20 protein-coding genes are annotated in these 23,007 nt (G+C 60.9%); 10 read left to right on the top strand and 10 right to left on the bottom strand.

All coding sequences use genetic code 11. The annotated features are described in order from the left end of the window. The first annotated feature begins 225 nt into the window (after positions 1-225). Positions 226-1,065 (top strand): DUF2242 domain-containing protein, encoded by an 840-nt coding sequence (locus tag ACP7BE_RS01815; protein ID WP_095000608.1) that lies wholly within the window; start codon positions 226-228, stop codon positions 1,063-1,065. Positions 1,066-1,103: 38 nt separating this feature from the next. Continuing rightward, complete coding sequence (locus ACP7BE_RS01820) at positions 1,104-1,289, top strand: hypothetical protein (protein WP_130871641.1); 186 nt, start codon at positions 1,104-1,106, stop codon at positions 1,287-1,289. Positions 1,290-1,302: 13 nt separating this feature from the next. Here ACP7BE_RS01820 and ACP7BE_RS01825 read toward each other — a convergent pair whose 3' ends face one another. Continuing rightward, a complete protein-coding gene (locus tag ACP7BE_RS01825) occupies positions 1,303-2,343 on the bottom strand; it encodes an AraC family transcriptional regulator (protein ID WP_095019774.1) in 1,041 nt (346 codons plus the stop codon). 4 nt (positions 2,344-2,347) lie between these two features. Further along, positions 2,348-3,478, bottom strand: coding sequence for a carbon-nitrogen hydrolase family protein (locus tag ACP7BE_RS01830; RefSeq protein WP_095025746.1), 1,131 nt, complete (start codon positions 3,476-3,478; stop codon positions 2,348-2,350). A 210-nt stretch (positions 3,479-3,688) separates the two neighbouring features. On the opposite strand from ACP7BE_RS01830, the gene ACP7BE_RS01835 reads away from it, so the two are divergent. Continuing rightward, positions 3,689-5,725 carry an FAD-dependent oxidoreductase gene (locus ACP7BE_RS01835; RefSeq protein WP_426104442.1) on the top strand — a complete coding sequence of 679 codons (2,037 nt, stop codon included), beginning with the start codon at positions 3,689-3,691 and terminating at the stop codon, positions 5,723-5,725. A gap of 122 nt (positions 5,726-5,847) precedes the next feature. Here the strand turns inward: ACP7BE_RS01835 and ACP7BE_RS01840 are convergent, their stop codons facing one another. The 6 genes from ACP7BE_RS01840 to ACP7BE_RS01865 form a co-directional block, all read right to left on the bottom strand. After that, the gene (locus ACP7BE_RS01840; protein WP_095019760.1) at positions 5,848-6,633 is read right to left on the bottom strand and encodes an amino acid ABC transporter ATP-binding protein; all 786 of its coding nucleotides are present in this window, start codon (positions 6,631-6,633) and stop codon (positions 5,848-5,850) included. 16 nt (positions 6,634-6,649) lie between these two features. After that, entirely contained in the window at positions 6,650-7,891 is a 1,242-nt protein-coding gene (locus ACP7BE_RS01845; RefSeq protein WP_150629341.1) for an FAD-dependent oxidoreductase, read from the bottom strand. Positions 7,892-7,940: 49 nt separating this feature from the next. Beyond that, positions 7,941-8,651 (bottom strand): ABC transporter permease, encoded by a 711-nt coding sequence (locus tag ACP7BE_RS01850; protein WP_016780525.1) that lies wholly within the window; start codon positions 8,649-8,651, stop codon positions 7,941-7,943. Continuing rightward, the gene (locus tag ACP7BE_RS01855) at positions 8,648-9,367 is read right to left on the bottom strand and encodes an ABC transporter permease (RefSeq protein ID WP_095019762.1); all 720 of its coding nucleotides are present in this window, start codon (positions 9,365-9,367) and stop codon (positions 8,648-8,650) included. Before ACP7BE_RS01855 ends, ACP7BE_RS01850 begins: the two co-directional genes overlap by 4 nt. 104 nt (positions 9,368-9,471) lie before the next feature. Beyond that, on the bottom strand, positions 9,472-10,227 hold the full coding sequence (locus tag ACP7BE_RS01860) for a transporter substrate-binding domain-containing protein (protein WP_095026921.1): 756 nt from the start codon (positions 10,225-10,227) through the stop codon (positions 9,472-9,474). A gap of 13 nt (positions 10,228-10,240) precedes the next feature. Then, entirely contained in the window at positions 10,241-11,116 is an 876-nt protein-coding gene (locus ACP7BE_RS01865; protein ID WP_095000600.1) for a MurR/RpiR family transcriptional regulator, read from the bottom strand. A 132-nt stretch (positions 11,117-11,248) separates the two neighbouring features. Here ACP7BE_RS01865 and ACP7BE_RS01870 point away from each other — a divergent pair, with 132 nt between their 5' ends. After that, on the top strand, positions 11,249-12,259 hold the full coding sequence (locus ACP7BE_RS01870) for an Ldh family oxidoreductase (protein ID WP_095000599.1): 1,011 nt from the start codon (positions 11,249-11,251) through the stop codon (positions 12,257-12,259). A gap of 157 nt (positions 12,260-12,416) precedes the next feature. On the opposite strand, the gene ACP7BE_RS01875 is transcribed toward ACP7BE_RS01870, so the two are convergent. Together ACP7BE_RS01875 and ACP7BE_RS01880 are read right to left on the bottom strand one after the other, a co-directional pair. Next, the gene (locus ACP7BE_RS01875; protein ID WP_095000598.1) at positions 12,417-13,451 is read right to left on the bottom strand and encodes an AraC family transcriptional regulator; all 1,035 of its coding nucleotides are present in this window, start codon (positions 13,449-13,451) and stop codon (positions 12,417-12,419) included. Then, positions 13,448-14,368 (bottom strand): GGDEF domain-containing protein, encoded by a 921-nt coding sequence (locus ACP7BE_RS01880; RefSeq protein ID WP_095000597.1) that lies wholly within the window; start codon positions 14,366-14,368, stop codon positions 13,448-13,450. The genes ACP7BE_RS01875 and ACP7BE_RS01880 overlap by 4 nt, the downstream gene beginning before the upstream one ends. Before the next feature lie 358 nt (positions 14,369-14,726). On the opposite strand from ACP7BE_RS01880, the gene ACP7BE_RS01885 reads away from it, so the two are divergent. The 6 genes from ACP7BE_RS01885 to ACP7BE_RS01910 all read left to right on the top strand — a co-directional run bounded on the left by ACP7BE_RS01885 (position 14,727) and on the right by ACP7BE_RS01910 (position 22,991). Beyond that, the gene (locus ACP7BE_RS01885; protein WP_426104448.1) at positions 14,727-17,261 is read left to right on the top strand and encodes a TonB-dependent receptor; all 2,535 of its coding nucleotides are present in this window, start codon (positions 14,727-14,729) and stop codon (positions 17,259-17,261) included. 132 nt (positions 17,262-17,393) lie between these two features. Beyond that, entirely contained in the window at positions 17,394-19,301 is a 1,908-nt protein-coding gene (locus tag ACP7BE_RS01890; protein WP_426104450.1) for a phytase, read from the top strand. A 48-nt stretch (positions 19,302-19,349) separates the two neighbouring features. Beyond that, complete coding sequence (gene tolQ, locus ACP7BE_RS01895) at positions 19,350-20,060, top strand: protein TolQ (protein WP_426104452.1); 711 nt, start codon at positions 19,350-19,352, stop codon at positions 20,058-20,060. 14 nt (positions 20,061-20,074) lie between these two features. Then, positions 20,075-20,521, top strand: coding sequence for a protein TolR (gene tolR / locus ACP7BE_RS01900; RefSeq protein ID WP_016780534.1), 447 nt, complete (start codon positions 20,075-20,077; stop codon positions 20,519-20,521). Then, the gene (locus ACP7BE_RS01905) at positions 20,518-21,303 is read left to right on the top strand and encodes a TonB family protein (protein ID WP_426104454.1); all 786 of its coding nucleotides are present in this window, start codon (positions 20,518-20,520) and stop codon (positions 21,301-21,303) included. The genes tolR and ACP7BE_RS01905 overlap by 4 nt, the downstream gene beginning before the upstream one ends. A gap of 197 nt (positions 21,304-21,500) precedes the next feature. Then, entirely contained in the window at positions 21,501-22,991 is a 1,491-nt protein-coding gene (locus ACP7BE_RS01910; protein WP_095000592.1) for a DASS family sodium-coupled anion symporter, read from the top strand. Positions 22,992-23,007 lie beyond the last annotated feature (16 nt).

The raw sequence follows: 23,007 nt of genomic DNA on the forward strand, positions 1-23,007 counted from the left end.
GGGATTTTGTACGGACCCAGCCACTGTGGGAGCGAGCCTGCTCGCGAAGATGCCGGACTTGCCGGATAACCGCGAAGCTCTTGGCGCCTTCGCGAGCAGGCTCGCTCCCACAGTGGGGTCGAATGCGGTTTCAGGCCGCGATCCACGATCAGACGCGACAAACTGCCCGCGATTATCACCACTTGATGCACAATACGCCCCGTACCGTTCTCTTCAGGATTTTCAATGCTTATGTCATTTCCCGTGCGTGCCGTGGTAGTCGCTCTCGTGCTGACTGGCCTGGCAGGTTGCTCGTCGAAGAAAACTGCCATCTATGAACATGAAAACTTCGATGACTCCGGTACGTTCTCGCGCAATTACCCGGTGACCGACAAGACAGCCTGCGAATCAGCGCGGCGCGCCTTGCTTAGCCAGGGCTATATCATCACCAGCAATGACCCGAAAATGATCAGCGGCCACAAGAGCTTCCAGCAAACCGGCGAAAGCCATCTGGAGATCAGCTTCAACATTGTGTGTGCCGACGATGGCGGTTCTGAGCATCACGCCACCATGTTTGCCAATGCGCTGCAGGACCGTTACGCCCTGAAGAAAGTCAACAACTCTGCCAGTCTGGGTGTCGGTGTGCTGGGTTCGGTGTCGATGCCGATTGGTTCAACCGATGATTCGATGGTCAAAGTCGCCAGCGAGACGGTGTCTTCGGCGCAGTTCTATGACCGTTTTTTTGGCCTGGTCGAAGTGTTCCTGCCCAAGCCCAAGGAAGTCGTGAAAGCGGTAAAGGCGCCGCAAAAAGCCAAGCCTGATCTGGGCGTGCCTGAGCCTGCGCCAGTGCCGACTGAAGTGATTGTGCCTGCACCCCAGCCGGTTATTGTGCCCGAGCCAGTTGTGGCGCCTGCCAGCGAGCCTGTGCTGCTGCCCCCGGCCGCAGCCGAACCTGTTCTACCTGTGCTGGAAGCCCCGGTAACGGTACCTGCAGTGGTGGCACCAGTCACGCCTGTGGTCGAGCCTGTGACCGAGCCTGCCATCACCCCCGTACCTGCCGCCGTAGAGCCTTCCCCCGTTCAATAACTGTGCAGTAAATCTCAAAAGCTCTGCTACGTTTAACGATGAGTATTGACAGTGCCCGCGAAGGTGTCATTTTTCCTTCATGCGGGCACTTTATGCTCAGGCATGACTTAAACAAACAGACTGAAAAGGGATGCTGTATGGACGACTATCAGGAAGAGCTGCTTGAATACCAGGCTTTTGAACTGGACCCGCTGGAACCTGCCGACGATGCGACCGAGCTTTGAGCCCGGTGCAGCATCAGGCAGTCTGGCGCTGACGCCGTCGGTATTCTCCCGGCGTCTGCGCATTCCAGCGCTTGAAGGCCCGCTGAAACGCCTCGGCTGAGGCAAACCCCAATAAATAAGCGATTTCGCCGAAGGCCAGCTCCGTATCACGGATATAGGTCATGGCGAGGTCGCGGCGTGTGTCGTTGAGAATGGCGCGAAATTGCGTGCCTTCTTCGGCCAGCTTGCGGCGCAAGGTCCAGGTCGGCAGCTTCAGGCGTGCCGCCACTTCCTCCAGGTCGGGTTCGCGACCGCCATTGAGCAAAGGCCCCAGCAGTTGCGTAATGCGCTCGCGCAGGCTGCGGGTGCGGGTCATTTGCTCCAGTTCGCGCTCACACAGTTGCAGCAGGTAGGCCCAGGTGCTGGGGCAGTGCTGCGGGTTGCGCAGGTCGAGGGTGGCGTGATTGAGGCGCAGCTGGTTGGTTTCTGCACGAAACTGCAGGGTCGAGCTGCCCAGCCCGTTGTAGCATTGGGCGTAATCCGGTTCGCTGAATTCGATATCGATCTGCTCGCAGCTCAAGGGCCGGGCTGCAACCGCGGACAGGTGCTGCAACCAGCCGGCAATGATCGAGTCCACCACAAAGCGGTTATAGGCGTTGTACGGGCTGATGGAGTAAAACCGCAGCCAGGCACCCTGGGCGTCTTCGTGCAGGCTTGACTGCCCGCGGTAGTTGGAGCCGTACAAGGGTTCGAAACGTATCAGGGTGCGGGCCGCTTCGCGCACTGTGGGTGCCTGGGCTGCGGTGACGCCGGCCAGGCCCACCTGGCCCAGACGGCTGAGTTGGCCCATACGCAGGCCCAGTGCCGGCTCGCCGGTCAGCATAATTGCGGCGTGGCCCAGGCGCATATAGCGCGGGATCGACAGGCGTGCCAGAGGCTGGGCCAGACGGGCCGGGTCAAGGCCGAACTGGTCGAGCAGGGGGGCCGGGTCGTGGCCGCAACTGCGCACGGCGTCGGCCAGGGACTGAACGAACCCGACCGATAGATCGCCCAGGCGCATCGGCAGTGGTTTCATCACTCTATAACCAGAGGTTCAGCAGTCGTGCACCGCTGCCAGGCTGGTCCGGGCTGGTCTGGCCGTTGCGGCTGATAAAGCCCTGGCCGGTGCTGTGCTTGTCCCAGAACTTGCCGCGCAAGAACACGGTGACGCCAGCGTTGGCGGTGCTGATGGGCAGGCTGCTGGTGAAGGTCAGGCGATGCCAGGCATCGCCCTCAGTGACTTCGCCGGGCTTGAGGCTGATTTCACTGGGCGTCGACACGCTTTTGTAACCGCCCCAGGGCTTGTCCCAAGTGGTTTTACCGACGATAAACGCGGGCACTGCGATCAGTTGCGCGCCTTTTTCGTTCAGCGTGCGGTAGTTCTCGGGGTACCAGCTGTCGCTGCCGATCAGGATGCCCAGGCGCCCGGCCGGGGTGTCGACCACATTCAGCTCATGATCGGGGCTGGGCTGGATATAGCTCTGTTCTTCATAGGTGGGCAGCAATTGGCGCTGCGGAGTGCCGATGGCGGCACCCTCGCGGTCAAACACCACGCTGCTGTTGTATAACGCGCCGGTGCCGACCAGCAGTTTGCCGTGTTCAATGCGCGGGTCGGGCAAGGCGATGCTGCCGGCCACCAGGGTTACCCCGAACTCTTTGGCCAGGCCGCCAAACAGGGTCTGGTAATCGTCGGCCATGCTGTTGGCTTTCATGCGCAGATGAGCATCGTTGACCCGGCTTTCGCCGTCAGCGCGCAACCATGCATTGGCAAAGGCCAGCGGGTTGCTGATGGCCAGCCAGTGCATCGCTTGATTGAGGTTGGCGGCTTGATACAGCTGGTTTTTTTCACCGCGAAACATCAACCAGGAACCGATATGTTCCGGCAGTACCACTACGGTTTTGCCGTTGATCAGCCCGGCATCGCGGGCGCTGTTCAAGTAGGCCGCCAGTTTCAGATGGACCAGCGCCAGGCTTTGGTAGTCGCGGGGTGACAGGTCGGGCTCGATGCCCAGCAGGTTGCCGCGATCATTATTCACACCCTCGTTAATCGCGAGCTCGATGCGCAAGTCAGAAAGGTAGTGGCCAACATCCCGTTGCGTGGTCCACCAGGCATAACCGCCTGCAGCAGCGAAGAGGGCAATCAGTAAGGTGCAGCCAATTATTTTGCGCATATAAATAAAACAGACAGCTTTCAGCGGAATTCAATCTACAGGGTAGGCGGCGGTTGTTGGCTTGCCAAGGGGTGCTGCGCATTTGGGTTAATAATTTGTAACTTTGGGTCATTGAGTGGGGTCGGTTGAGTCTTTACTGTGCCTCAGATCAACGACGGGAGCCGCAGAGCATCCCGCGTTCCGTGATTTCGCCCGTTGTGGAGCCTACTGATGACCGCCACTCGCTACCCGCACTTGCTCGCCCCGCTGGATCTGGGTTTTACCACTTTGCGCAACCGCAGCCTGATGGGCTCGATGCACACCGGCCTGGAAGAAAAGCCCGGTGGCTTTGAACGCATGGCCGCCTACTTTGCCGAGCGTGCCCGCGGTGGCGTGGGCCTGATCGTCACGGGCGGCATTGCGCCCAACGACGAGGGTGGGGTGTACAGCGGTGCAGCCAAGCTGAGTACGGTGGAAGAGGCCGAAAAGCATGTGGTTGTGACCCGCGCAGTACACGATGCCGGCGGCAAGATCTGCCTGCAGATCCTCCACGCCGGGCGTTATGCCTACAGCCCGCGCCAGGTCGCGCCGAGTGCGATCCAGGCGCCGATCAACCCGTTCAAACCCAGGGAGCTGGATGAAGAGGGCATCGAAAAGCAGATCGGCGACTTCGTGACCTGCGCCAGGCTGGCCCAGAGTGCCGGGTATGACGGTGTCGAAATCATGGGGTCCGAGGGTTACCTGATTAACCAGTTCCTGGCGGCGCACACCAATCAGCGTACTGACCGTTGGGGTGGCAGCTACGAGAACCGCATGCGCCTGCCCGTGGAAATCGTGCGTCGCGTGCGCGAAGCCGTTGGCCCGAATTTCATCATTATCTATCGTCTGTCGATGCTCGATCTGGTGGCAGGCGGCAGCGTCTGGGAAGAGATCGTGCAACTGGCCAAGGCGGTCGAATCGGCCGGTGCGACCCTGATCAACACCGGTATAGGCTGGCATGAAGCGCGCATCCCGACCATCGCCACCAAAGTGCCCCGTGCGGCGTTCAGCAAAGTCACCGCCAAGCTGCGCGGTTCGGTGAGTGTGCCGCTGATCACCACCAACCGCATCAACACCCCGGAAATCGCCGAGCAGATCCTTGCCGAAGGCGATGCCGATATGGTGTCGATGGCGCGGCCGTTCCTGGCTGATCCGGAGTTCGTCAACAAGGCGGCTGCCGGGCGCAGTGATGAGATCAACACCTGCATCGGCTGCAACCAGGCCTGCCTGGACCACACCTTCGGCGGCAAGCTGACCAGTTGCCTGGTCAATCCCCGAGCCTGCCACGAAACCGAACTCAATTATTTGCCGACCATCGCGGTGAAAAAAATCGCCGTGGTCGGTGCCGGCCCGGCCGGGCTGTCTGCGGCTAGCGTGGCGGCTGAGCGCGGGCATGAAGTGGTGCTGTTTGACGCAGCCAGCGAGATTGGCGGGCAGTTCAATGTGGCCAAGCGCATACCGGGCAAGGAAGAGTTCTTTGAAACCCTGCGTTACTTCAAGCGCAAACTGCAAACCACCGGTGTCGAGGTGTGCCTGAACACCCGGGTGGATGTGCAGCAACTGGTCGAAGGCAAATTTGACGAAATCATCCTGGCCACCGGCATCGCACCGCGCACGCCGGCGATCCCGGGTATCGACCACCCCAAGGTTCTGAGCTATCTGGACGTGATCCTGGAGCGCAAGCCGGTGGGCGGTAAGGTTGCAGTGATTGGCGCGGGCGGTATTGGTTTTGACGTGTCGGAGTTTCTGGTGCACCAGGGGGGGGCTACCAGCCAGGACCGTGAAGCGTTCTGGAAAGAGTGGGGCATCGACACCGAGCTTGAGGCTCGCGGCGGTGTGGCCGGGATCAAGCCTCAGGTGCATGCCCCGGCGCGTCAGGTGTACTTGCTGCAACGCAAGGCCAGCAAGGTGGGTGACGGGCTGGGCAAGACCACTGGCTGGATCCATCGCGCCGGGCTGAAAAACAAGCAGGTGCAGATGCTCAACAGCGTGGAATACCTGAGCATCGACGATGCCGGTTTGCATGTGCGTATTGGCGAGGGCGAGCCGCAGGTATTGCCTGTAGACAATATTGTGATTTGCGCGGGGCAGGATCCGTTGCGTGAGTTGCAGGATGGCCTGGTTGCAGCGGGGCAGAGCGTGCATTTGATCGGCGGTGCCGATGTGGCGGCGGAACTGGATGCCAAGCGTGCGATTGACCAGGGGTCGAGATTGGCGGCGCAGTTGTAAAGCGCCCTCACCCTAACCCTCTCCCGGAGGGAGAGGGGACTGATTTGTGGCGTTGCGAAGATCTGCTTTGGCCTTTAGCCCCCTCTCACTTTGGGAGAGGGTTGGGGTGAGGGGCTTTGCTCTTAATGCACGATCTGGGCTAAAAACGCCTTGGCCCGCGGGCTTTTCGGGGCGTTGAAAAACTCCTCGGGCGGCGAGTCTTCAATCACCATGCCGCCATCCAGGAACAACACCCGCTCCGCCACCTGCCGGGCAAAACCCATTTCATGGGTCACGCACAACATGGTCATGCCACTGCCCGCTAGGTTGACCATCACATCCAGCACTTCGCTGACCATTTCCGGGTCCAGCGCCGAAGTCGGCTCATCGAACAACATGATTTTCGGTTCCATGCACAACGCCCGGGCAATGGCCACACGTTGCTGCTGGCCGCCGGACAACTGGCTCGGGTATTTATCAGCCTGGCTGGCAATGCCAACCTTGGTCAAAAAATGCTGGGCCAGTTCGATGGCTTTCTTGCGCGACAGGCCGCGCACCGACATCGGCGCCAGGATGCAGTTGTCGATCACACTCATGTGCGGGAACAGGTTGAAATGCTGGAACACCATACCGATCTCACTGCGCACTTTCGCCGCTTCACGGGTTGGCAGTGCCAGGTCGGTGTCGTTGATCAGGATGCGACCCTGCTCGGCGATTTCCAGGCGGTTGATGCAGCGGATCAAGGTTGATTTGCCAGAGCCGGACGGGCCGCACAGCACAATGCGTTCACCTTCGCGCACCTTCAGGTCGATGCCCTTGAGCACGTGAAAAGCGCTGTAATATTTGTTCAGCCCGGCGATATCCACGACGACCTTGCGGGTGTCAGTGACTGGCGACACAGGATGAACGTAAGCAGGTTGTGCAAGCATGGTGTGTCTCCAGTGATCAGTGAAAACGCTCGGCGCTGTAGGGCGCAGGGTCGGTGAAAGGTTTTTCCCCGGTCATCATTTCGGCCAGCAGACGCCCGCTGACCGGGCCCAGGGTCAGGCCGTGGTGGGCGTGGCCAAAGTTGAACCACAGGCCCTTGTGGCGGCTGCCAGGGCCAATCACCGGGCACATATCCGGCAGGCACGGGCGCCGGCCCAGCCAGGGTTCGGCATCCACACGCTCACCCAGCGGGTACAGGCGTTGGGCGCGCTCTTCGCAGCGGCGCAACTGGATTTCGTTGATCGGGTCATCGCTGTCGGCAAATTCGATCCCGGTGGTCAGGCGAATACCGCCCACCATCGGTGCCAGCACATAACCGCCCACCGAATCCAGAATCGGGTGCTGCATGGTGTGGCCGTCTTTGGCCGCGTAATGCATGTGATAGCCGCGCTTGATTGCCAGGGGAATGCGATAGCCCAGCGGTTCGAAAATCGCCCGTGCTTGCGGGCCGAGGGCAATCACCACTTCGTTGCCGACGATCAGGCCCTTCTGGCTTTCGACCTGCCATTGCCCGGCCGTTGCCCGCAGGCTGGTGGCGTCACCGATGACAAAGGTGCCTCCACGCTTTACAAACAATTCGGCATAACCCCGGGTCAGGCCGCCCGGGTCACTGACGGTCTTGGGATCGAGCCAGTGAATGCCTCCGATCACATCGTTATGCAGGCCCGGCTCCAGGGCGTGCACCTGCTGTTCGCCCAGTACCCGGTAGTTGAGCCTGTAGTCGCTCAGGGCCGCCGCATCGCGTTGGGCCTTGTCGAAGTCGGTCTGGGTGCGATAGACCTCGATCCAGCCGCTGTCATCGATCAGCGCAGTCACCCCGGCCGGCTCGGCCAGCAAGTCGTGTTCGCTGACGCATTGTTCAATCAGCGGCAGCATGGCCCGGGTGGCCCTGGCCAGCGCCTTGGGAGCGGATTGCTGCCAGTACTTCAACAGCCACGGCCCGGCCTTGGGCAGGTGCTTGAGGCTGTAGCGCACGTCCGATTGCTGGTTGAGGCCATAGCGCAACAGGCGCGAAAGTTCCCGCGGGAACGAATAGGGGATCACGCTGGCGCGCTCGATTAGCCCGGCATTGCCGTGGCTGGTGCCGCTGCCTGGCTGGGCGCGGTCAAGCAGCACGACGCTGCGCCCACGAGCCTGGAGTTGCAACGCGGTACTGACGCCGACAATGCCGGCGCCCAGAACGATAGTGTCGCAGTGCATAAACAAATCCTTAAAACAGGGGGCCGTGTGCGCAGCCCGGGCAATGGGCTTACTGCAAATGGCGGCCGAGGCGGCCTTCGATCAGTTTCAGGCTGCGCCGCACCACTTCCACGATCAGCAGATACAGCACGGCGGCCCACAGGTAGACCTGAAAGTCGAAACTGCGCGAAAACGCCATCTTGGTCACGCCCATCAGGTCGTAAATGGTTACCAGCGAGGCAATCGCACTGGCCTTGATCATCAGGATCAGTTCATTGCCCAGCGGGCCGATGGCCACCAGCAACGATTGCGGCAGAATGATCTTGCGAAAGGCGGTCCAGCGCGACAGGTTCAGCGCTTTGCAGGCCTCACGCTGGCCCTGGGCCACGGAGAGGATACTGCCGCGCAGGATCTCGGCCTGGTACGCCGCCGTGTTGAGGGTGAAAGCCAGCAGGGTGCAGAACCACGCATCGCGGAAAAACCACCACAGGCCCACGTCCTGCCAGAAGCCCTTGAACGAGCCGAGGCCGTAGTACAGCAAAAACAGTTGCGCCAGCAGCGGTGAGCCGCGGAAAAAGTACACGTAGGCACCGGTAAAACTGCGCAAGAAGCGGTTGCTAGACAAACGCCCCAGGGCGATCAGCAAGCCGAGCAAAGCCCCCAGGGTAAAGGAAATCGCCACCAGTTTGCCGGTGACCAGCAGCCCGTCGATAAACCGCGGGCCGTAGCGTTCCAGCAGGTCGGGGTTGAGAAACATGTTTTGCAGATCCGCCAGACTCATGGCTGCGCGCTCCGTTGATGGCGGCTGAAGTAGCGTTCAAGAAAGGCGAACAGACGCCCGGAAATCGCCGAGAAAAACAGATAGCCCAGGCAGGCGACGGTGTAGAACAGCATCGGCTCTTTGGTCACGCTGACCGCCAGGTTGGTCTGGCGCATCAGGTCCACCAGGGAAATGGTCGACACCAGCGAGGTGTCCTTGAGCAGCGACAGCCAGTTGTTCGACAGCCCCGGCAGGGCGATGCGTGCCAGTTGTGGCAGTACCACCTTGCGAAAGGTGGTGAATTTGCTCAGGCCCAGTGCCGAGGCCGCTTCGAACTGGCCCTTGGGAATGGTTTTAAACGCACCCAGCCAGATCTCGCTCGAGAAGGCGGCAAATACCAGGCTGAAAGCCACCATCGCAGCGACGAAGGTATTGATCGTCACCTGCGCGTCGTAGCCCATCATGGCGAGCAGCTTTTGGGCGGCGATCTGGCAGCCGTAATAAATGATCAGCAGGGTCAGCAGTTCCGGCAAACCGCGAAATACCGTGGAAAAAGTGGTTGCCCACGCCCGCAGCCAACGGTTTTTCGAGCGTGCCGCCACCGCCACGACCAGGCCCAGGGGCAAGCCGATAGGCAGGCAGCTCAAGGCCAGGGCAATGGTCACCAGCGCGCCGGCGAGCAACGCCGAGCCCCAGCCGCCACTGGCAAAAGAAAGAAGTGAGAGTTGATCGAGCATGCTCGAATCCCCGGGCAAAAGTGGGCCGAAATTCAGCCACTGCGCACGTTACGTGCGCAGGGCAGGGTCATTGGCAGGGAGGCCCTCAAGCGAGGGCAGGCGACTCAGTAAATGTCGAAGTCGAAGTACTTGCTGCTGATCTTTTTATAGGTGCCGTCAGCCACGATTTCGTCCAGCGCCTTGTTGAAGCGCTCGCGCAGCACGGTATCGCTCTGGCGTACGGCAATGGCGGCGTCGGCATTGGTGCCGTTGACGTCACCGATGATTTTGCAGCAGTCGTCGCTGGCCTTGTTGATCCATTCCAGCAGCGGGAATTTGTCGGCAATCACCGCATCGACACGACCGTTTTTCAGCTCGGCGTTGGCCTCGTCCAGGGTCGGGTACAGGTTGAGCTTGGCGCCGGCTTTTTCGTAGTGGTCTTCGGCGTAGATGCCCTGGGTTGCAGCGCCCTGGGCACCGATGGTGCGGCCCTTGAAGTCGATCTGCGCATCGGTGATATCAGAGTCTTTAGGCACGGCGATCGACAGCGGGGTGCGGTAGTAGTGATTGGTAAACGCGATCTTCTTTTTGCGTTCATCGGTCACGATCATCGACGCGACGATGGCGTCGTATTTTTTCGCCATCAGCCCCGGGATAATACCGTCCCAGTCCTGGGCAACAATCTTGCATTGCGCGTTCATGCGCTCGCACAGGGCATTGGTGATGTCGACGTCAAAGCCGGACACCGTGCCGTCCGAGTTGGTGGTGTTGAAGGGAGGGTAGGCGCCTTCGGTGGCGATAGTCAGCGTGTCGGCCTGAGCGTTGGCTGCAACGGCGGCCATCAGTGCGCATGCACTTGCAAAGCGAATGACGTATTTCATCTAGCACCTCGTTTTATTGTTTTGATCCGGGTGAGGATGTGTAGCCCACGAACTCATTGTGTAAGGCCGCGGTTGCCTCAAGACGCTTTTCAACGTCAGGCCCCAGTTGTTTGCACACTTCATTGATCAGCAAATGCACCAGCGACAGCATGGCCGCGGTGGACTCCCAGAACAGGTTGAACTCGGTGGGCACGCGAAACACTTCATTGGCGCTCTGGTCGGCCCAGTCGCAGAAGGTATCGGTGACCAGCGTGACTTCGATACCGGCCTCGCGTGCCTTGCGGCACAACAACTGGGCGTGGCGCGAGTAGCGACGGGCTTCAAACACCACCAGGGCGCAGTCTGCGGGCGGGCACAGCAGTACATCGGCGTAATGCCCGGCGGCGCCGTCGACCAGCTGCACGCCATCGCGCAGGTATTGCAGTAAATGCACCATCGAGGCGGCGATGCCGCGCTCGGTCTGGAAGCCTGCGACAAACACCTTGCGCCGCGTGGCCAGGCGCTGGCTGACGGCACGCCACTGCGGGGTGAGGCTGTATTCGTAGACCTTGACCAGCGCCCCGACTTCCAGCTCGAAGCTGCGCGGCAGGGCCTGCGGGCTCTGGCTCGACTGCTGGCGGAATTCTTGCAAGCGATCACCGACCAGCCACGGGCCATCGCCCAGGTCGTCCTTGAGATCGTTTTTCAAATCCTTGAAATGGCTGTAGCCCAGGGCACGGCAAAAACGCCCCACACTGGACTCGCTGACTCCCAGTTTGCTGGCGATGTCGGCGGCGGTCTGAAAGGGCAGCTCGTAGAGATTGGCCAGCATGTAGCTGGCAATCGCCCGGCCCGAGGGGGCGGCGGTTGACAGACTGCTTTCAAGGCGTTGTTTAATCGGCTGGCTCACGACTGCTTCCTGTTTTTATTTCAGCGCGTTGCAGAAAGTGAATGTTTTCTGTCATTAAGTCAACAATTGACAGAGAACTGTCATCGAAGGATAGTTTGCCTCAGACAAAAATAATCAGACTGGAGCCCCAGAATGTCATCCACGCAGTCGCTTTCCCTCGCCGAATTGACCGCCTTGCTGCAACGGATTTTTGAGCGTCATGGCACCTCGCCGGAGGTTGCCGGGGTACTGGCGGACAACTGCGCCCGGGCGCAGCGCGATGGTTCCTATAGCCATGGGGTGTTCCGCATTCCGGGTTATCTGTCATCACTGGCCAGCAACTGGGTCAATGGCCAGGCGGTGCCGGTTGTAGAAGACGTTGCCAGCGGGTTTATCCGCGTGGATGCGGCGGGGGGCTTTGCCCAGCCTGCATTGGCGGCCGCCCGCGAGTTGCTGGTGGCAAAAGCCCGCAGTGCCGGGATTGCGGTGCTGGCGATTCGTAACTCCCATCACTTCGCCGCACTTTGGCCGGATGTCGAGCCGTTTGCCGAAGAAGGCCTGGTGGCCTTGAGCGTGGTCAACAGCATGACCTGCGTAGTGCCTCACGGTGCACAAAAACCGTTGTTTGGCACCAACCCGATTGCCTTTGCCGCACCCTGTGCGGATGGCAATCCGATCGTATTCGACCTGGCCACCAGTGCGATTGCCCACGGCGACGTGCAAATTGCCGCTCGTAAAGGCCACTCGTTGCCTGCCGGCATGGGCGTAGACAAGCAGGGTGAGCCCACTGAAGACCCGAAAGCCATCCTCGACGGCGGCGCTTTGCTGCCCTTTGGCGGGCACAAGGGGTCGGCGCTGTCGATGATGGTCGAGTTGCTGGCGGCGGCGCTGACGGGGGGTAATTTCTCGTTTGAGTTTGACTGGTCGAAACACCCGGGTGCACAAACCCCGTGGACCGGCCAATTGCTGATCGTGATCGATCCGAGCAAATCTGGCGGCAACAGCTTTGCCCAGCGCAGCGCAGAACTGGTTCGGCAGATGCATGCAGTAGGGCTTGAGCGCATGCCGGGTGACCGGCGCTTTATCGAGCGGGCCAAATCGTTGAGCGAAGGCATCCCGCTGGGGGCTGAAGAGCTGGCCAAATTGCGTGAGCTGGCGGGGTAACTGCGCCAAGGATCCGTTTGGTAAACGCCGCTAAACCTGTGGGAGCGGGCTTGCTCGCGATAGCATCACCGCGGTTTTCCAGATAACCGGCGTGGCCTGCATTGCGAGCAAGCCCGCTCCCACAATCCACCTGCGCGCATCAGGTTTGGGGAGTGGCTTACAACGCCAGAAACTGCCGTATCAGATTGGGTGTACACCCCGTCCAGCGTTTCAGGGCCCGGCGAAAGTTCGCCGGGTCGTTGAAGTTCAGGTACTCGGCCACCGCTTCATTGCTCAGCCCCTTGATCTGGTAAAGATACAGCGCCATATGCTTGCGCGCCTGATCCTGCTGGGCCTGAAAGTGGGTGCCGTGCTTGTTCAGCTTGCGCTTGAGGGTGGCCTGGCTCACCGAAAAATGCTGCGCGGCCTGCTCAAGGCCCGGAGCCTCCCGGGCATTGTTGCGCAAGTACACATACAGCCGGTCAAGCAGGCTGGCGCGAAAGCCCAGGCTGTGCAACTGCTCCTGTGCCTGTTGATAGGCCACTTGGCGGGCAATGGCCGAGGCATTCGGCCAGGGCCGGGTCAGGTATTCACGGGGCAGGCGCATCATGTCCAGCTGGCAGCCAAACTGGGTGTTCTCCCCCAGATGTACCCAGTACTGCTCCACATAATGCGGCTCGGCATGGCTGAAACTGCATTCCCACGGCAGGCGCTCGCCACTGAGCCACTGACTCATGGCCATCAGCGCCGTCATACTGGCCTCCAGTACAAAACGCAATTGCTCCTGGGCCCCACAACTGTCGAGCCAGTACACATAGGCGTATTTGTCGTCCAGCAACAGCCGCGGGGTGAGCAAGGGGCTGAGCAGGGCGCGGTGATGGATCAGGGTTTCCAGGGCCTGCTGCAGGTTCTGTGCCTGCTGCAGGGCGTGGCTGGCCGGGCCGTAATGCCCCGGCCACAGGCGCTGGCCAAACAGAAAACTGCTGTCATCGGCTTCGAGTAAGCGTTGTGCATTGGCGATCAGGGTAAAACACTGCTGGGGGCTGAGACGCGTGTGCCCGGCGACGATGTCCTCGTAAAACAGCCCGGTACCGCGCAGCAGGCGATGGCTGTCGATATCCCGCGACAACGCCAGATCAATCAGGGTCGCAGGTTGATAATGCCCGGCAATAAAGCGGCTGTCGGCTTCGTACCAGCGGCTGTCCAGGGTCATGCGCGTTTGCTCCGTGGCGGCTTGGCCCGCACCAGTGTCAGGTTCAGGCGCTTGAGCAGCTCATCGGGCGCTTCGTTGACGGCCATCACCACCGCGGTACTGGCCGACAGATACACCCGTTCACCCTGTTGGCGGGTTTTGTGGGCCAGGCTCTGTACCGCCTGCTGCAGTTCCAGCGCCAGCAAGCGGGCCTGACTCTCGCCGGTATTGGGCAACAGCACCACAAAACGGTCACCGGCCAGCCTGCAGAGCAGATCGTGGCGACGCAGGTTGAGCAGCAGCAACTGGCTGAGGGCCTGCAACACGGCATCACCTTCGGCGTGGCCGTAATGCTGGTTGATGGACGTGAAATCGTCGATATCCAGCGCCAGCAGTGACAGCGGCTGTTGCTGCTCGACGCTTTGCGCCAGGCAGTCGCTGACCTGGTGCTTGAGGTAACCGGCGCCGCCCAGAGGGGTGAGTTTGTCGAACAGCCGGTGCTCGCGAAATACCCGCTCGCGCTTCTCCATCTGTTGATTGATAGCCTGCTGCTCGCGGTGCCAATGAAACAGGCCGATGGTCAGCAGAATCATGCCGACGGGCATGGGTGCCGACTCCATCCAGTGATCCCAGCCAATATGTTTGGGCAGGCGGATAAACTCGTCGAGCACATCCACCCACCAGGAAAAAAACATAAAGCACAGGCCGTACGCCAGGTAGTTGGTGACCCGCCCGGTGGGCCGGCTTTTAATCACCAGCCCCAGCCAGAACAGCATAAACAGGGCGGTGCCGCCCTCGCCGAAGATATCCAGCCAGTGCCATTCGCTGAAGGCCTTGGGGGTACCGAATGCCAGGTTGAGCAGTACCGCGGCATTGGCGGCCAGCAGCAGTAAACCAAGCTTGTAGCGATGGTGTTTAAGGACGTTTAACCAAGTCATCACAGTTCTACCCAAACCTATTGCCGGTCAGCAGAGCAGAGCGGTGTGACAACTGTATGACGGGGCTTGCGGGTCGAATCAGCTCAGGTGTGTGGTGAAAAAAAAGTTAAACGCAAGCTCGTGGTTGCCCCCGATTTCGTAGCAGCAGCCTCGTTCCTTCGGCAGCTGCTACGGGGGGCGATCTTTTCGCAATCAGGTCAAATCAGCTCATTTACCCCTTTATCAATGCTTGAAACCTTTTGTTTCGGGCGTTTCGCCGAACACTGTCACAGCGCTGTCATCCGCCGACCCTAGCTTTCGCTCCCAAGTTGTCGGGCCATTTGCCCGGCCTGACGTGCGATTTTGGGGGAGCACCAACATGTACAAGTGTCGCAGCAAGGCGCAGTGGGTCGGCTTTACGGTCAGTGCATTGGCCCTGGCAATCGCCAGCGAACGTTTGAGCGCCGCCGAGACATCGGCCATCGGTGCCACTGAACACGTCGAAGTAGTCGGTCAGGCCGTTAGCCTGGACAAGGCACTCAAGCAACAACGCAACTCGGACACCATCGAAAGCGTGGTGCATGCCGATGGCGTGGCGCAGTTGCCCGACGCCAACGTGGCCGAGGCGGTACAGCGCCTGCCCGGTATCAGCATTGAGCGCGATCAGGGCGAAGGCCGCTTTGTCAGCGTGCGTGGCCTGGGCCCGGACCTCAATAGCGTGACCATCAACGGAACACTGGTACCGTCCCCGGAAAGCGCCCGCCGCGCCGTGGCCCTGGACGTCTTGCCCTCGGAACTGGTGCAGTCGCTGTCGGTGATCAAGACCCTGACCTCGGATATGGACGCCAACTCCCTGGGTGGCACGGTAGACGTACAAAGCCTCTCGGCCTTCGACCATGACGGCCTGTTTTTCACCGGCAGCACCGAGGCCGGATACAACAAGAACAGCCACAAGACCAGCCCCAAGGTGTCGGGCGCCATCAGCGACCGTTTCAGCCTGGGTGACGGTGTCGACAACTTCGGTGTGGCCGCAGCCCTGAGCTGGAACAAGCGCGACTTTCGCTCCGACAACGTCGAAACCGGCGGCGACTGGGATTTCACCGATGGCGCCCGTCTGAACAGCTTTGAACAGCGTGTTTACGAGATCAGCCGCGAGCGTGCCGGTGGCGGCCTCAACTTTGATTACAAGCCCGACGACGATACCAGTCTGTACCTGCGCACCCTGTACAGCCGCTTTGAGGACAACGAAACCCGCAACTCCACCGCCTTTGAATTCTCCGACCCCCAGGCCGAAGACGAGGTGGGTAAAACCAAGACCAAGCGCAAGCTCAAGCAGCGCGAAGAAACCCAGGAAATCCAGTCCTACGTATTCGGCGGTGAACGCACCATGGGCCTGTGGACCCTCAGCGGGCAGGCCGGTTACAGCGAGTCCAGCGAAGACAACCCGGGGGGCATCGCCGGCGCAACGTTCAAGGGCAGCTCGAGCATTGGCAACGGCGGTTTCTACGACACCGAAAAACCGCGGCCGATCATCGGCGCTGGCTTTTATGACCCGACCAACTTCAGCCTCGACAAGGTGGACTGGCAAGAACAGCACACCAAGGACACCGAGAAAAATATCCGCCTGGACCTGGCCCGCGATTACGACGTGCAGGGCTACGCCTCCCAGGTCAAGTTCGGCGGCAAGGTCAGCCGGCGCAACAAGGACAACGACCTCAATGCCTGGACCTACAAGGACTTCTCCGACCTGGGCTTCAGCGACGAGCAACTGAGCCTCAATGCGTTCAACAAGGGCAACCTGCACTACAACCTTGGCCAGTACGGCCCGGGCATCAGCGGCGGGGCGATCAAGGACCTGATCGGCGGCCTCAACCGCGACGACTTCTACAACGAGCAGGACTCGCGGGCCAATGACTTCAAGATGCGCGAAGACATCAATGCGGCCTACCTGATGAACACCCTGGATATCGATGACTGGCGCTTTATCGCCGGCATGCGCTACGAGGGCACCGAGTTCGAGGCCAAGGGTACGGGCGTGCGCGATGGCGTCTTTGCAGACCAAAACACCCAGCGCGATTACCACCACTGGCTGCCGGGCCTGCATGCGCGCTATCAGTTGGCGAAAAACACCCAGATGCGGGCGGCCTGGACCAACACCGTCGTGCGCCCGACCTTTGGCCAACTGGCCCCGGGCTTTGTTATCGAAGATGACAAAGCCGAGTTCGGCAACCCCAACCTCAAGCCGCTGGAATCGAGCAACTTCGACCTTGGCATCGAGCACTTTATGGGGCAGGCGGGCACGGTGTCGGCGTTCCTCTTCTACAAAGACATTAAAAACTTCGTCTACAACAACGACCTGGCGGGCAGCGGCGAATGGGTCGACTTCACCGAAGCCCACAGCTATGCCAACGGCGACAGCGCCAAGCTCTATGGTCTGGAACTGGCCTACTCGCAAAAATTCGACTGGCTGCCGTCACCCTGGAACGGTTTGATCCTGGGCGCCAACAGCACGTTCAGCCGCTCCAATGCCAGTATCAAGGGCGTTGACGCAGCGACCGGAGCCAGCCTCAAGCGCGATATCGATTTGCCCAACCAGTCCAAGACCGTCGGCAACCTGATGCTCGGCTGGGAAGACGACAAGCTGAGCCTGCGCCTGTCGGCCAACTACAAGTCGGACTACCTCTACGAACTGGCCGGGGTCAACGACAAGGCCCATGACACCTATGTCAATGCCCAGACCTTTGTCGACTTCAGTGCCCGCTACTCGCTGACCAAGAACCTGCAAGTCAAGTTCGACGCCCAGAACCTTACGGACCAGCCGTACTTCACGTACAGCGGCAACAGCCGCTTCAACAACCAGTACGAAGAATACGGCCCGACCTACTCACTGGGCCTGACCTACACCCATTTTTAAGGCTTCGATGCCCCCCCTTGTGGGAGCGAGCCTGCTCGCGAAGGCGGTAAGTGATGTTGAGACCTTCGCGAGCAGGCTCGCTCCCACTGAAGCGCCATTGTTTTTTTGAACAGAATTCAGGATTGATCACTCATGTTCACACGCAAACCCCGCCTCCTGCCCTTGCTGGCCTGCCTGACCGCAGGCAGCGTCCAGGCAGCTACCGATATTGCTGCCCCGACATTGCAGCAATGGTCCACCAGCAAGGCCCAGGCCCTGAGTTTTTTACCCGGTAGCACAGGTGACGAGCGCCTGGCGGCAAGCAAGCGCGAAGGCCTGCTGTTGCTTGATAAACAGGGCAACACCCTGAGCCGGGTCCAGGGCGCCTTTGCCGGGCTGGACAGCCGCGTCCTGGGCGACCAGGTGCTGGTGGCCAGTAACGACAAGGACAAGCAGCAGGTTGCGCTGTTCAATCTCGACCCCAAGAGCCATCAATGGCAGGCGCCATCCTATCTGCCCACCCGCGACTACGCGGTGAATGGCGTGTGTCTGTACCAGGACGACGCGAGCAATATCTACCTGTTTACCGTGGGCGAAGAGGGCAGGGGCGAGCAATGGCTGGTTGCCGCTGACAGCCGCCGTTTGCCGACGCCGCTGCTGGTGCGCAGCCTGCCCCTGCCGCCGCAGGCCAAGTTCTGCAAGGTCGATGACGCCGCGCAGAACCTCTTCGTCAACGAAGAGAATGTCGGTTGGTGGGCCTACCCGGCCCATGCCGAGGCCGACGTCGAGCGCGTGCCGGTGGCGATGGTCGAGCCATTTGGCAACGTAAAAAAATCCACCGGGGACATGGCCCTGATGCCGGGCGGTATGCTCGGCCTCGATCCCGAGGCGGCACAACTGAATCTGTATCAGCAGCAGGGCAAGGGCTGGGCAGCCGTTGCCAGCTTGCCCCTGGCCGGGGTCCGCGAGCCGGAGCATCTGGCCCTGCGTCAGACGCCGCATGGCCTGCAACTGCTGGTGCAGGACGGTGCCAGCAGCAAAATGTACGAAGGCGCATTGGGCTGGAATGCCACCCCGGCCAGCCACCCCCCTGTGCTGGTCAGCGTAAAACCTGCGGTGCAAACCGACGTGGTGATGAGCCAGGGTGATGCCGCGGATGACCCGGCCATCTGGGTACACCCGAAAACCCCTGCTCTGAGCCGGGTACTGGGCACCAACAAGCAGCAGGGCCTTGAGGTGTACGACCTGCAGGGCAAACGCGTGCAGCATCTGCCTGTGGGCCGCCTGAACAACGTCGATGTGCGCCCGGGCTTCGAGCTGGGCGGACGCACTGTGGATCTGGCCGTGGCAACCAATCGCGATCACAACAGCCTCAGCGTGTTCAGCATCGACCGCGCCACCGGCACCTTGCAGGAAGCGGGCGAGATTGCCACGCCGGTCACCGATATTTACGGCCTGTGCCTGTTCAAGGCCCCTACCGGCGAGATCTACAGTTTCACCAACGACAAGGACGGCACTTTTGTGCAGCACCGCTTGTACGCCAAGGGCGACAAGGTGCAGGGCGAGCTGGTGCGCCGGTTCAAGGTGGCCAGCCAACCCGAAGGCTGTGTAGCGGACGATCGCAACCAGCGGCTGTTCCTCGGTGAGGAGGATGTGGTGGTGTGGGCGGTGGATGCCCGGCCTGACCAACCGGCCACGCTCACCAGCGTGATCAGGGTGGGTGAACAGGTGCATGACGATATCGAAGGCATGGGCCTGTACCAGACCGACAAAGACAACTACCTGGTGATCTCCAGCCAGGGCAACGACAGCTATGTGGTGGTCGATGCCGAGCCGCCGTATGCCCTGCGCGGTGCGTTCCGGGTGGGGATCAATGCGGCGGCGGGCATCGACGGCGCGTCGGAAACCGATGGCCTGGAAGTGACCTCGGCCAACCTCGGCGGCCCGTGGCACAAAGGCATGCTGGTGGTTCAGGACGGTCGCAAACGCATGCCCGAGCAGGCGCAAAACTTCAAGTACATCCCCTGGGCTGAAGTTGCCAAGGCCCTGCACTTGCCATAACCCGGTCATTTAAGACGCTTATAAATACCCCTTTACTGGAGCAACAACATGCACGCAACCATGGAACATATGACGATCTGGGGCCTGATCAGCGACGCGAGTCTGCTGGTCAAGGGGGTGATGCTGATCCTGCTGCTGGCCTCGCTGTTGAGCTGGTTTCTGATTGTGCGCCGCAGCGCCATCCTGCGCCGTAGCGAGCGCGACATGGACAACTTTACCGGGCGCCTGCGTGGCCAGGGCGAGCTCAATGCCCTGTACCGCGAAAGCCGCGATACCAGCCATGAAGATGCCGGTGCCGAGCAAGTATTCGCCGCTGCCTACAGTGAATACGCCCAACTCAAGCAGCAGCCGGGTGTGGATGCCGAAGGCGTGATGCAAGGGGTGGAGCGGGCGCTGTATGTGGCCATCAGCGAGCAGGAGATCCGCCTGGAGAAAGGCCTGCAGTTTCTCGCGACCGTGGGCTCGGTGAGTCCCTATATCGGCCTGTTCGGTACCGTGTGGGGGATCATGAACTCCTTTATCGGCCTGTCCCAGGTGCAACAGGCGACCCTGTCCACCGTCGCCCCGGGCATCGCCGAAGCCCTGATCGCCACCGCCATCGGCCTGTTTGCGGCGATCCCGGCCGTGATTGCCTACAACCGTTTTTCGGCCCGTGGCCAGACCTTGCTGACCCGTTACTACAGCCTCGGCAATGAAGTGCAGATGCGCTTGTACCGCAGCCTGCATGCCGGTTCGCGGAACATGTCCGCCGTCGCTTGAAAGGGAGTTTCATCATGCTTGCTCGACCACAGCGCAAACACGGGCCCAAGGCCGAAATGAACGTAGTGCCTTACATCGACGTGATGCTGGTGCTGCTGGTGATCTTTATGGTGACCGCGCCGATGTTGACCCAGGGGGTGAAAATCGAACTGCCGAAAGTGGCCAGTGAAGCCCTGGTCAATGACAGCCAGCAAAAAATCCTCACTCTGTCAGTCAAGGCCGAAGGTGGCTACTACTGGAACCTGGGCAGTGAACTGGACACCAAGAACCAGACCGACAGCGCCGTCAGCCTTGAAGAGTTGCAGGCCAAGGTCGGCCAGGTGGTGGCGCAGGACAGCAACACCCAGGTGTATATCCGCGCCGACAACGAGGCGGGTTATGGCAGCGTGGTCAAGGCGATGGCGGCCCTGCAGCAAGGTGGCGTGAGCAACCTGGGGCTGGTGACCGAGGCGCCACAATGAGTGCCGCATTGATGCACGGCTCGATAGCCCCCGCGCAGCCGCTGCCCTGGACGCGGATGTGGCATAACAGCCAGGCGCTGGCGGTCAGCGTGGCTCTGCACAGCGCTGTGGTGGCGTTCCTGGTGCTGGGCTGGAGCATGGAGCAATCGCTGCCGGAGCCTGTGCCATCGACCCTGAAAACCCGGCTGGTGATGTTGCCCGCCGAGCCGGTAATGGCGCCCCCTGCGCCGGAGCCGCTGCCGGTGGTGACTCCGGCGCCGGTGGTTGAGGCCAGGCCCGAGGTGGTCAAGCCTAAAGTGGACCCGCAGATCCAGGCGCGCAAACTGGAACAGGCGGCACTGGCGCGCAAGCGGGTCGAGGAGCAGAAACAGGCGCAAGTGGAGCAACAAAAAGCCGCGCAGCAGCGCGCCGAACAGGTTGAGGCCCAGCGTCAGCAGGCCGTGGCTGAACAGGCCCGGGTTGCAGCGGCGGATAATGCCCGGCGAGCGCAGCAGGCGGCTGCGGCAGCGGATGTGCGCCAGTACCTGCCCATCAGTAAACAAGCCCCGGACTACCCGCAACGGGCACTGGACAAGGGCATTCAGGGCGATTGCACGGTGGAGTACTCGGTGACGCCCCAGGGCAAGGTCGACAACCCCAAAGTGGTGGGCAACTGTCACCCGGCGTTTATTCGTCCTTCACTGGTGGCGGCGGCGACGTTCCGCTACCAGCCACGCATGGTCGATGGCCAGGCGGTGACGGTGCCGGGGGTGCGTAATACCTTTCACTACAAGATCCAGTAGCCCAAAGCCCCCTCACCCTAACCCTCTCCCAGAGGGAGAGGGGACTGATTGGCGTTGAGTTTGAATCCGCGTGCGGTCAGCTCCCTCTCCCTCTGGGAGAGGGTTGGGGTGGGGGTGCCTCTGAGCTGATCAATATCAAAACCCATCCGCCGCTCTTGACCTATGCTCCACGGGTTTTCAAGCTCAAGGAGATGACCATGAATGCGCCTGCAACCAGCCCCACGCCTGCGACGGCAAAAGCAAAACTTCCCATTGGTCTGGTGATAGCAGTCCTGGTCATGATCGGCATTCTACTGTTGCCACTGCCCGCCGACTTGCCGGTAGCCGGTCATCGCATGCTGGCGATCCTGGCATTTGCCGTGGTGGTATGGATCACTGAAGCGGTGTCGTACGAAGCCAGCGCCATCATGATCACCTCCCTGATGGCGTTCCTGATCGGCATGGCGCCCACCCTGGCGGACCCGTCCAGGCTTTACGGCACCTCTGCTGGCATCACCATGGCCCTGACCGGGTTTTCCAATGCTGCCCTGGCCCTGGTGGCGGGCGCCCTGTTTATCGCGGCTGCCATGACCCACACCGGTCTTGACCGGCGCATTGCCCTGGTCACCTTGTCGCGTATCGGCACCAGCACCCGACGCATTTTGCTGGGGGCGATTGCGGTCACCATTTTGCTCAGCCTGGTGGTGCCCAGTGCCACGGCGCGCAGTGCCTGCGTGGTACCGATCATGATGGGGGTGATCCTGGCCTTCGGCGTGGACAAACGCTCCAACATTGCTGCCGGGATCATGATTGTCGTGGCCCAGGGCACCAGTATCTGGAATGTCGGCATTCAAACTGCGGCGGCACAGAACCTGCTGACCGTGGGCTTTATGGACAAGATGCTCGGTGCGCGGGTGAACTGGCTTGACTGGCTGATCGCCGGTGCACCCTGGGCCATCATCATGTCGGCGGTGCTGCTGTTTGTGGTGCTGAAAATGCTCCCGCCAGAGAGCGACAGCATCCCCGGCGGCAAGGAGGCCGTAGAAAAATCACTGGCCGAACTGGGCCCCATGACCGGCCCGCAGAAGCGCCTGATGGGCGTATCGATCGCCTTGCTGCTGGCCTGGGCCACCGAGGGCAAACTGCACAGTTTTGACACCACTTCGACCACCTATGCCGGCCTTGTATTCTTGCTGTTGCCGCGCTTTGGCGTGATGACCTGGAAAGACGTGCAGTCGCGTATCCCCTGGGGCACGGTGATTGTGTTCGGGGTGGGTATCAGTTTGGGTACGGCCTTGCTCACCACCCAGGCCGGGCAATGGTTGGGCGGGCAGGTGGTGGCCAATACCGGGCTGGATCAGGTAGGGCCGCTGGGGATCTTTGCGATTCTGGGCGCGTTTTTGATATTGATCCACCTGGGCTTTGCCAGTGCCACGGCATTGACCTCGGCCTTGCTGCCGATTCTGATCGCGGTGCTGCAAACCTTGCCGGGTGAATTCAACCGCCTGGGCATGACCATGTTGCTGGGCTTTGTGGTCAGCTACGGTTTTATCCTGCCGATCAACGCCCCGCAAAATATGGTGTGCCTGGGCACCCAGACCTTTACCGCGAAACAGTTCGCCAAGGTCGGGTTGATCGTTACGGCGGTGGGTTATCTGCTGATGCTGCTGTTCGGTGCCACGTACTGGAGCTGGCTGGGCTGGATGTAGCCCAGTGGGTGGGAGT

It is taken from the genome of Pseudomonas sp. TWR1-1-3 (assembly GCF_049896805.1).
Lineage (GTDB): Bacteria > Pseudomonadota > Gammaproteobacteria > Pseudomonadales > Pseudomonadaceae > Aquipseudomonas > Aquipseudomonas bubulae.

Excerpts from the sequence above, each read along its gene's own strand:
- ACP7BE_RS01815 (WP_095000608.1), top strand. The coding sequence starts at position 226 with ATGCTTATGTCATTTCCCGTGCGTGCCGTGGTAGTCGCTCTCGTGCTG.
- ACP7BE_RS01820 (WP_130871641.1), top strand. The coding sequence starts at position 1,104 with ATGAGTATTGACAGTGCCCGCGAAGGTGTCATTTTTCCTTCATGCGGG.
- ACP7BE_RS01825 (WP_095019774.1), bottom strand. The coding sequence starts at position 2,343 with ATGAAACCACTGCCGATGCGCCTGGGCGATCTATCGGTCGGGTTCGTT.
- ACP7BE_RS01830 (WP_095025746.1), bottom strand. The coding sequence starts at position 3,478 with ATGCGCAAAATAATTGGCTGCACCTTACTGATTGCCCTCTTCGCTGCT.
- ACP7BE_RS01835 (WP_426104442.1), top strand. The coding sequence starts at position 3,689 with ATGACCGCCACTCGCTACCCGCACTTGCTCGCCCCGCTGGATCTGGGT.
- ACP7BE_RS01840 (WP_095019760.1), bottom strand. The coding sequence starts at position 6,633 with ATGCTTGCACAACCTGCTTACGTTCATCCTGTGTCGCCAGTCACTGAC.
- ACP7BE_RS01845 (WP_150629341.1), bottom strand. The coding sequence starts at position 7,891 with ATGCACTGCGACACTATCGTTCTGGGCGCCGGCATTGTCGGCGTCAGT.
- ACP7BE_RS01850 (WP_016780525.1), bottom strand. The coding sequence starts at position 8,651 with ATGAGTCTGGCGGATCTGCAAAACATGTTTCTCAACCCCGACCTGCTG.
- ACP7BE_RS01855 (WP_095019762.1), bottom strand. The coding sequence starts at position 9,367 with ATGCTCGATCAACTCTCACTTCTTTCTTTTGCCAGTGGCGGCTGGGGC.
- ACP7BE_RS01860 (WP_095026921.1), bottom strand. The coding sequence starts at position 10,227 with ATGAAATACGTCATTCGCTTTGCAAGTGCATGCGCACTGATGGCCGCC.
- ACP7BE_RS01870 (WP_095000599.1), top strand. The coding sequence starts at position 11,249 with ATGTCATCCACGCAGTCGCTTTCCCTCGCCGAATTGACCGCCTTGCTG.
- ACP7BE_RS01875 (WP_095000598.1), bottom strand. The coding sequence starts at position 13,451 with ATGACCCTGGACAGCCGCTGGTACGAAGCCGACAGCCGCTTTATTGCC.
- ACP7BE_RS01880 (WP_095000597.1), bottom strand. The coding sequence starts at position 14,368 with ATGACTTGGTTAAACGTCCTTAAACACCATCGCTACAAGCTTGGTTTA.
- ACP7BE_RS01885 (WP_426104448.1), top strand. The coding sequence starts at position 14,727 with ATGTACAAGTGTCGCAGCAAGGCGCAGTGGGTCGGCTTTACGGTCAGT.
- ACP7BE_RS01890 (WP_426104450.1), top strand. The coding sequence starts at position 17,394 with ATGTTCACACGCAAACCCCGCCTCCTGCCCTTGCTGGCCTGCCTGACC.
- tolQ (WP_426104452.1), top strand. The coding sequence starts at position 19,350 with ATGCACGCAACCATGGAACATATGACGATCTGGGGCCTGATCAGCGAC.
- tolR (WP_016780534.1), top strand. The coding sequence starts at position 20,075 with ATGCTTGCTCGACCACAGCGCAAACACGGGCCCAAGGCCGAAATGAAC.
- ACP7BE_RS01905 (WP_426104454.1), top strand. The coding sequence starts at position 20,518 with ATGAGTGCCGCATTGATGCACGGCTCGATAGCCCCCGCGCAGCCGCTG.
- ACP7BE_RS01910 (WP_095000592.1), top strand. The coding sequence starts at position 21,501 with ATGAATGCGCCTGCAACCAGCCCCACGCCTGCGACGGCAAAAGCAAAA.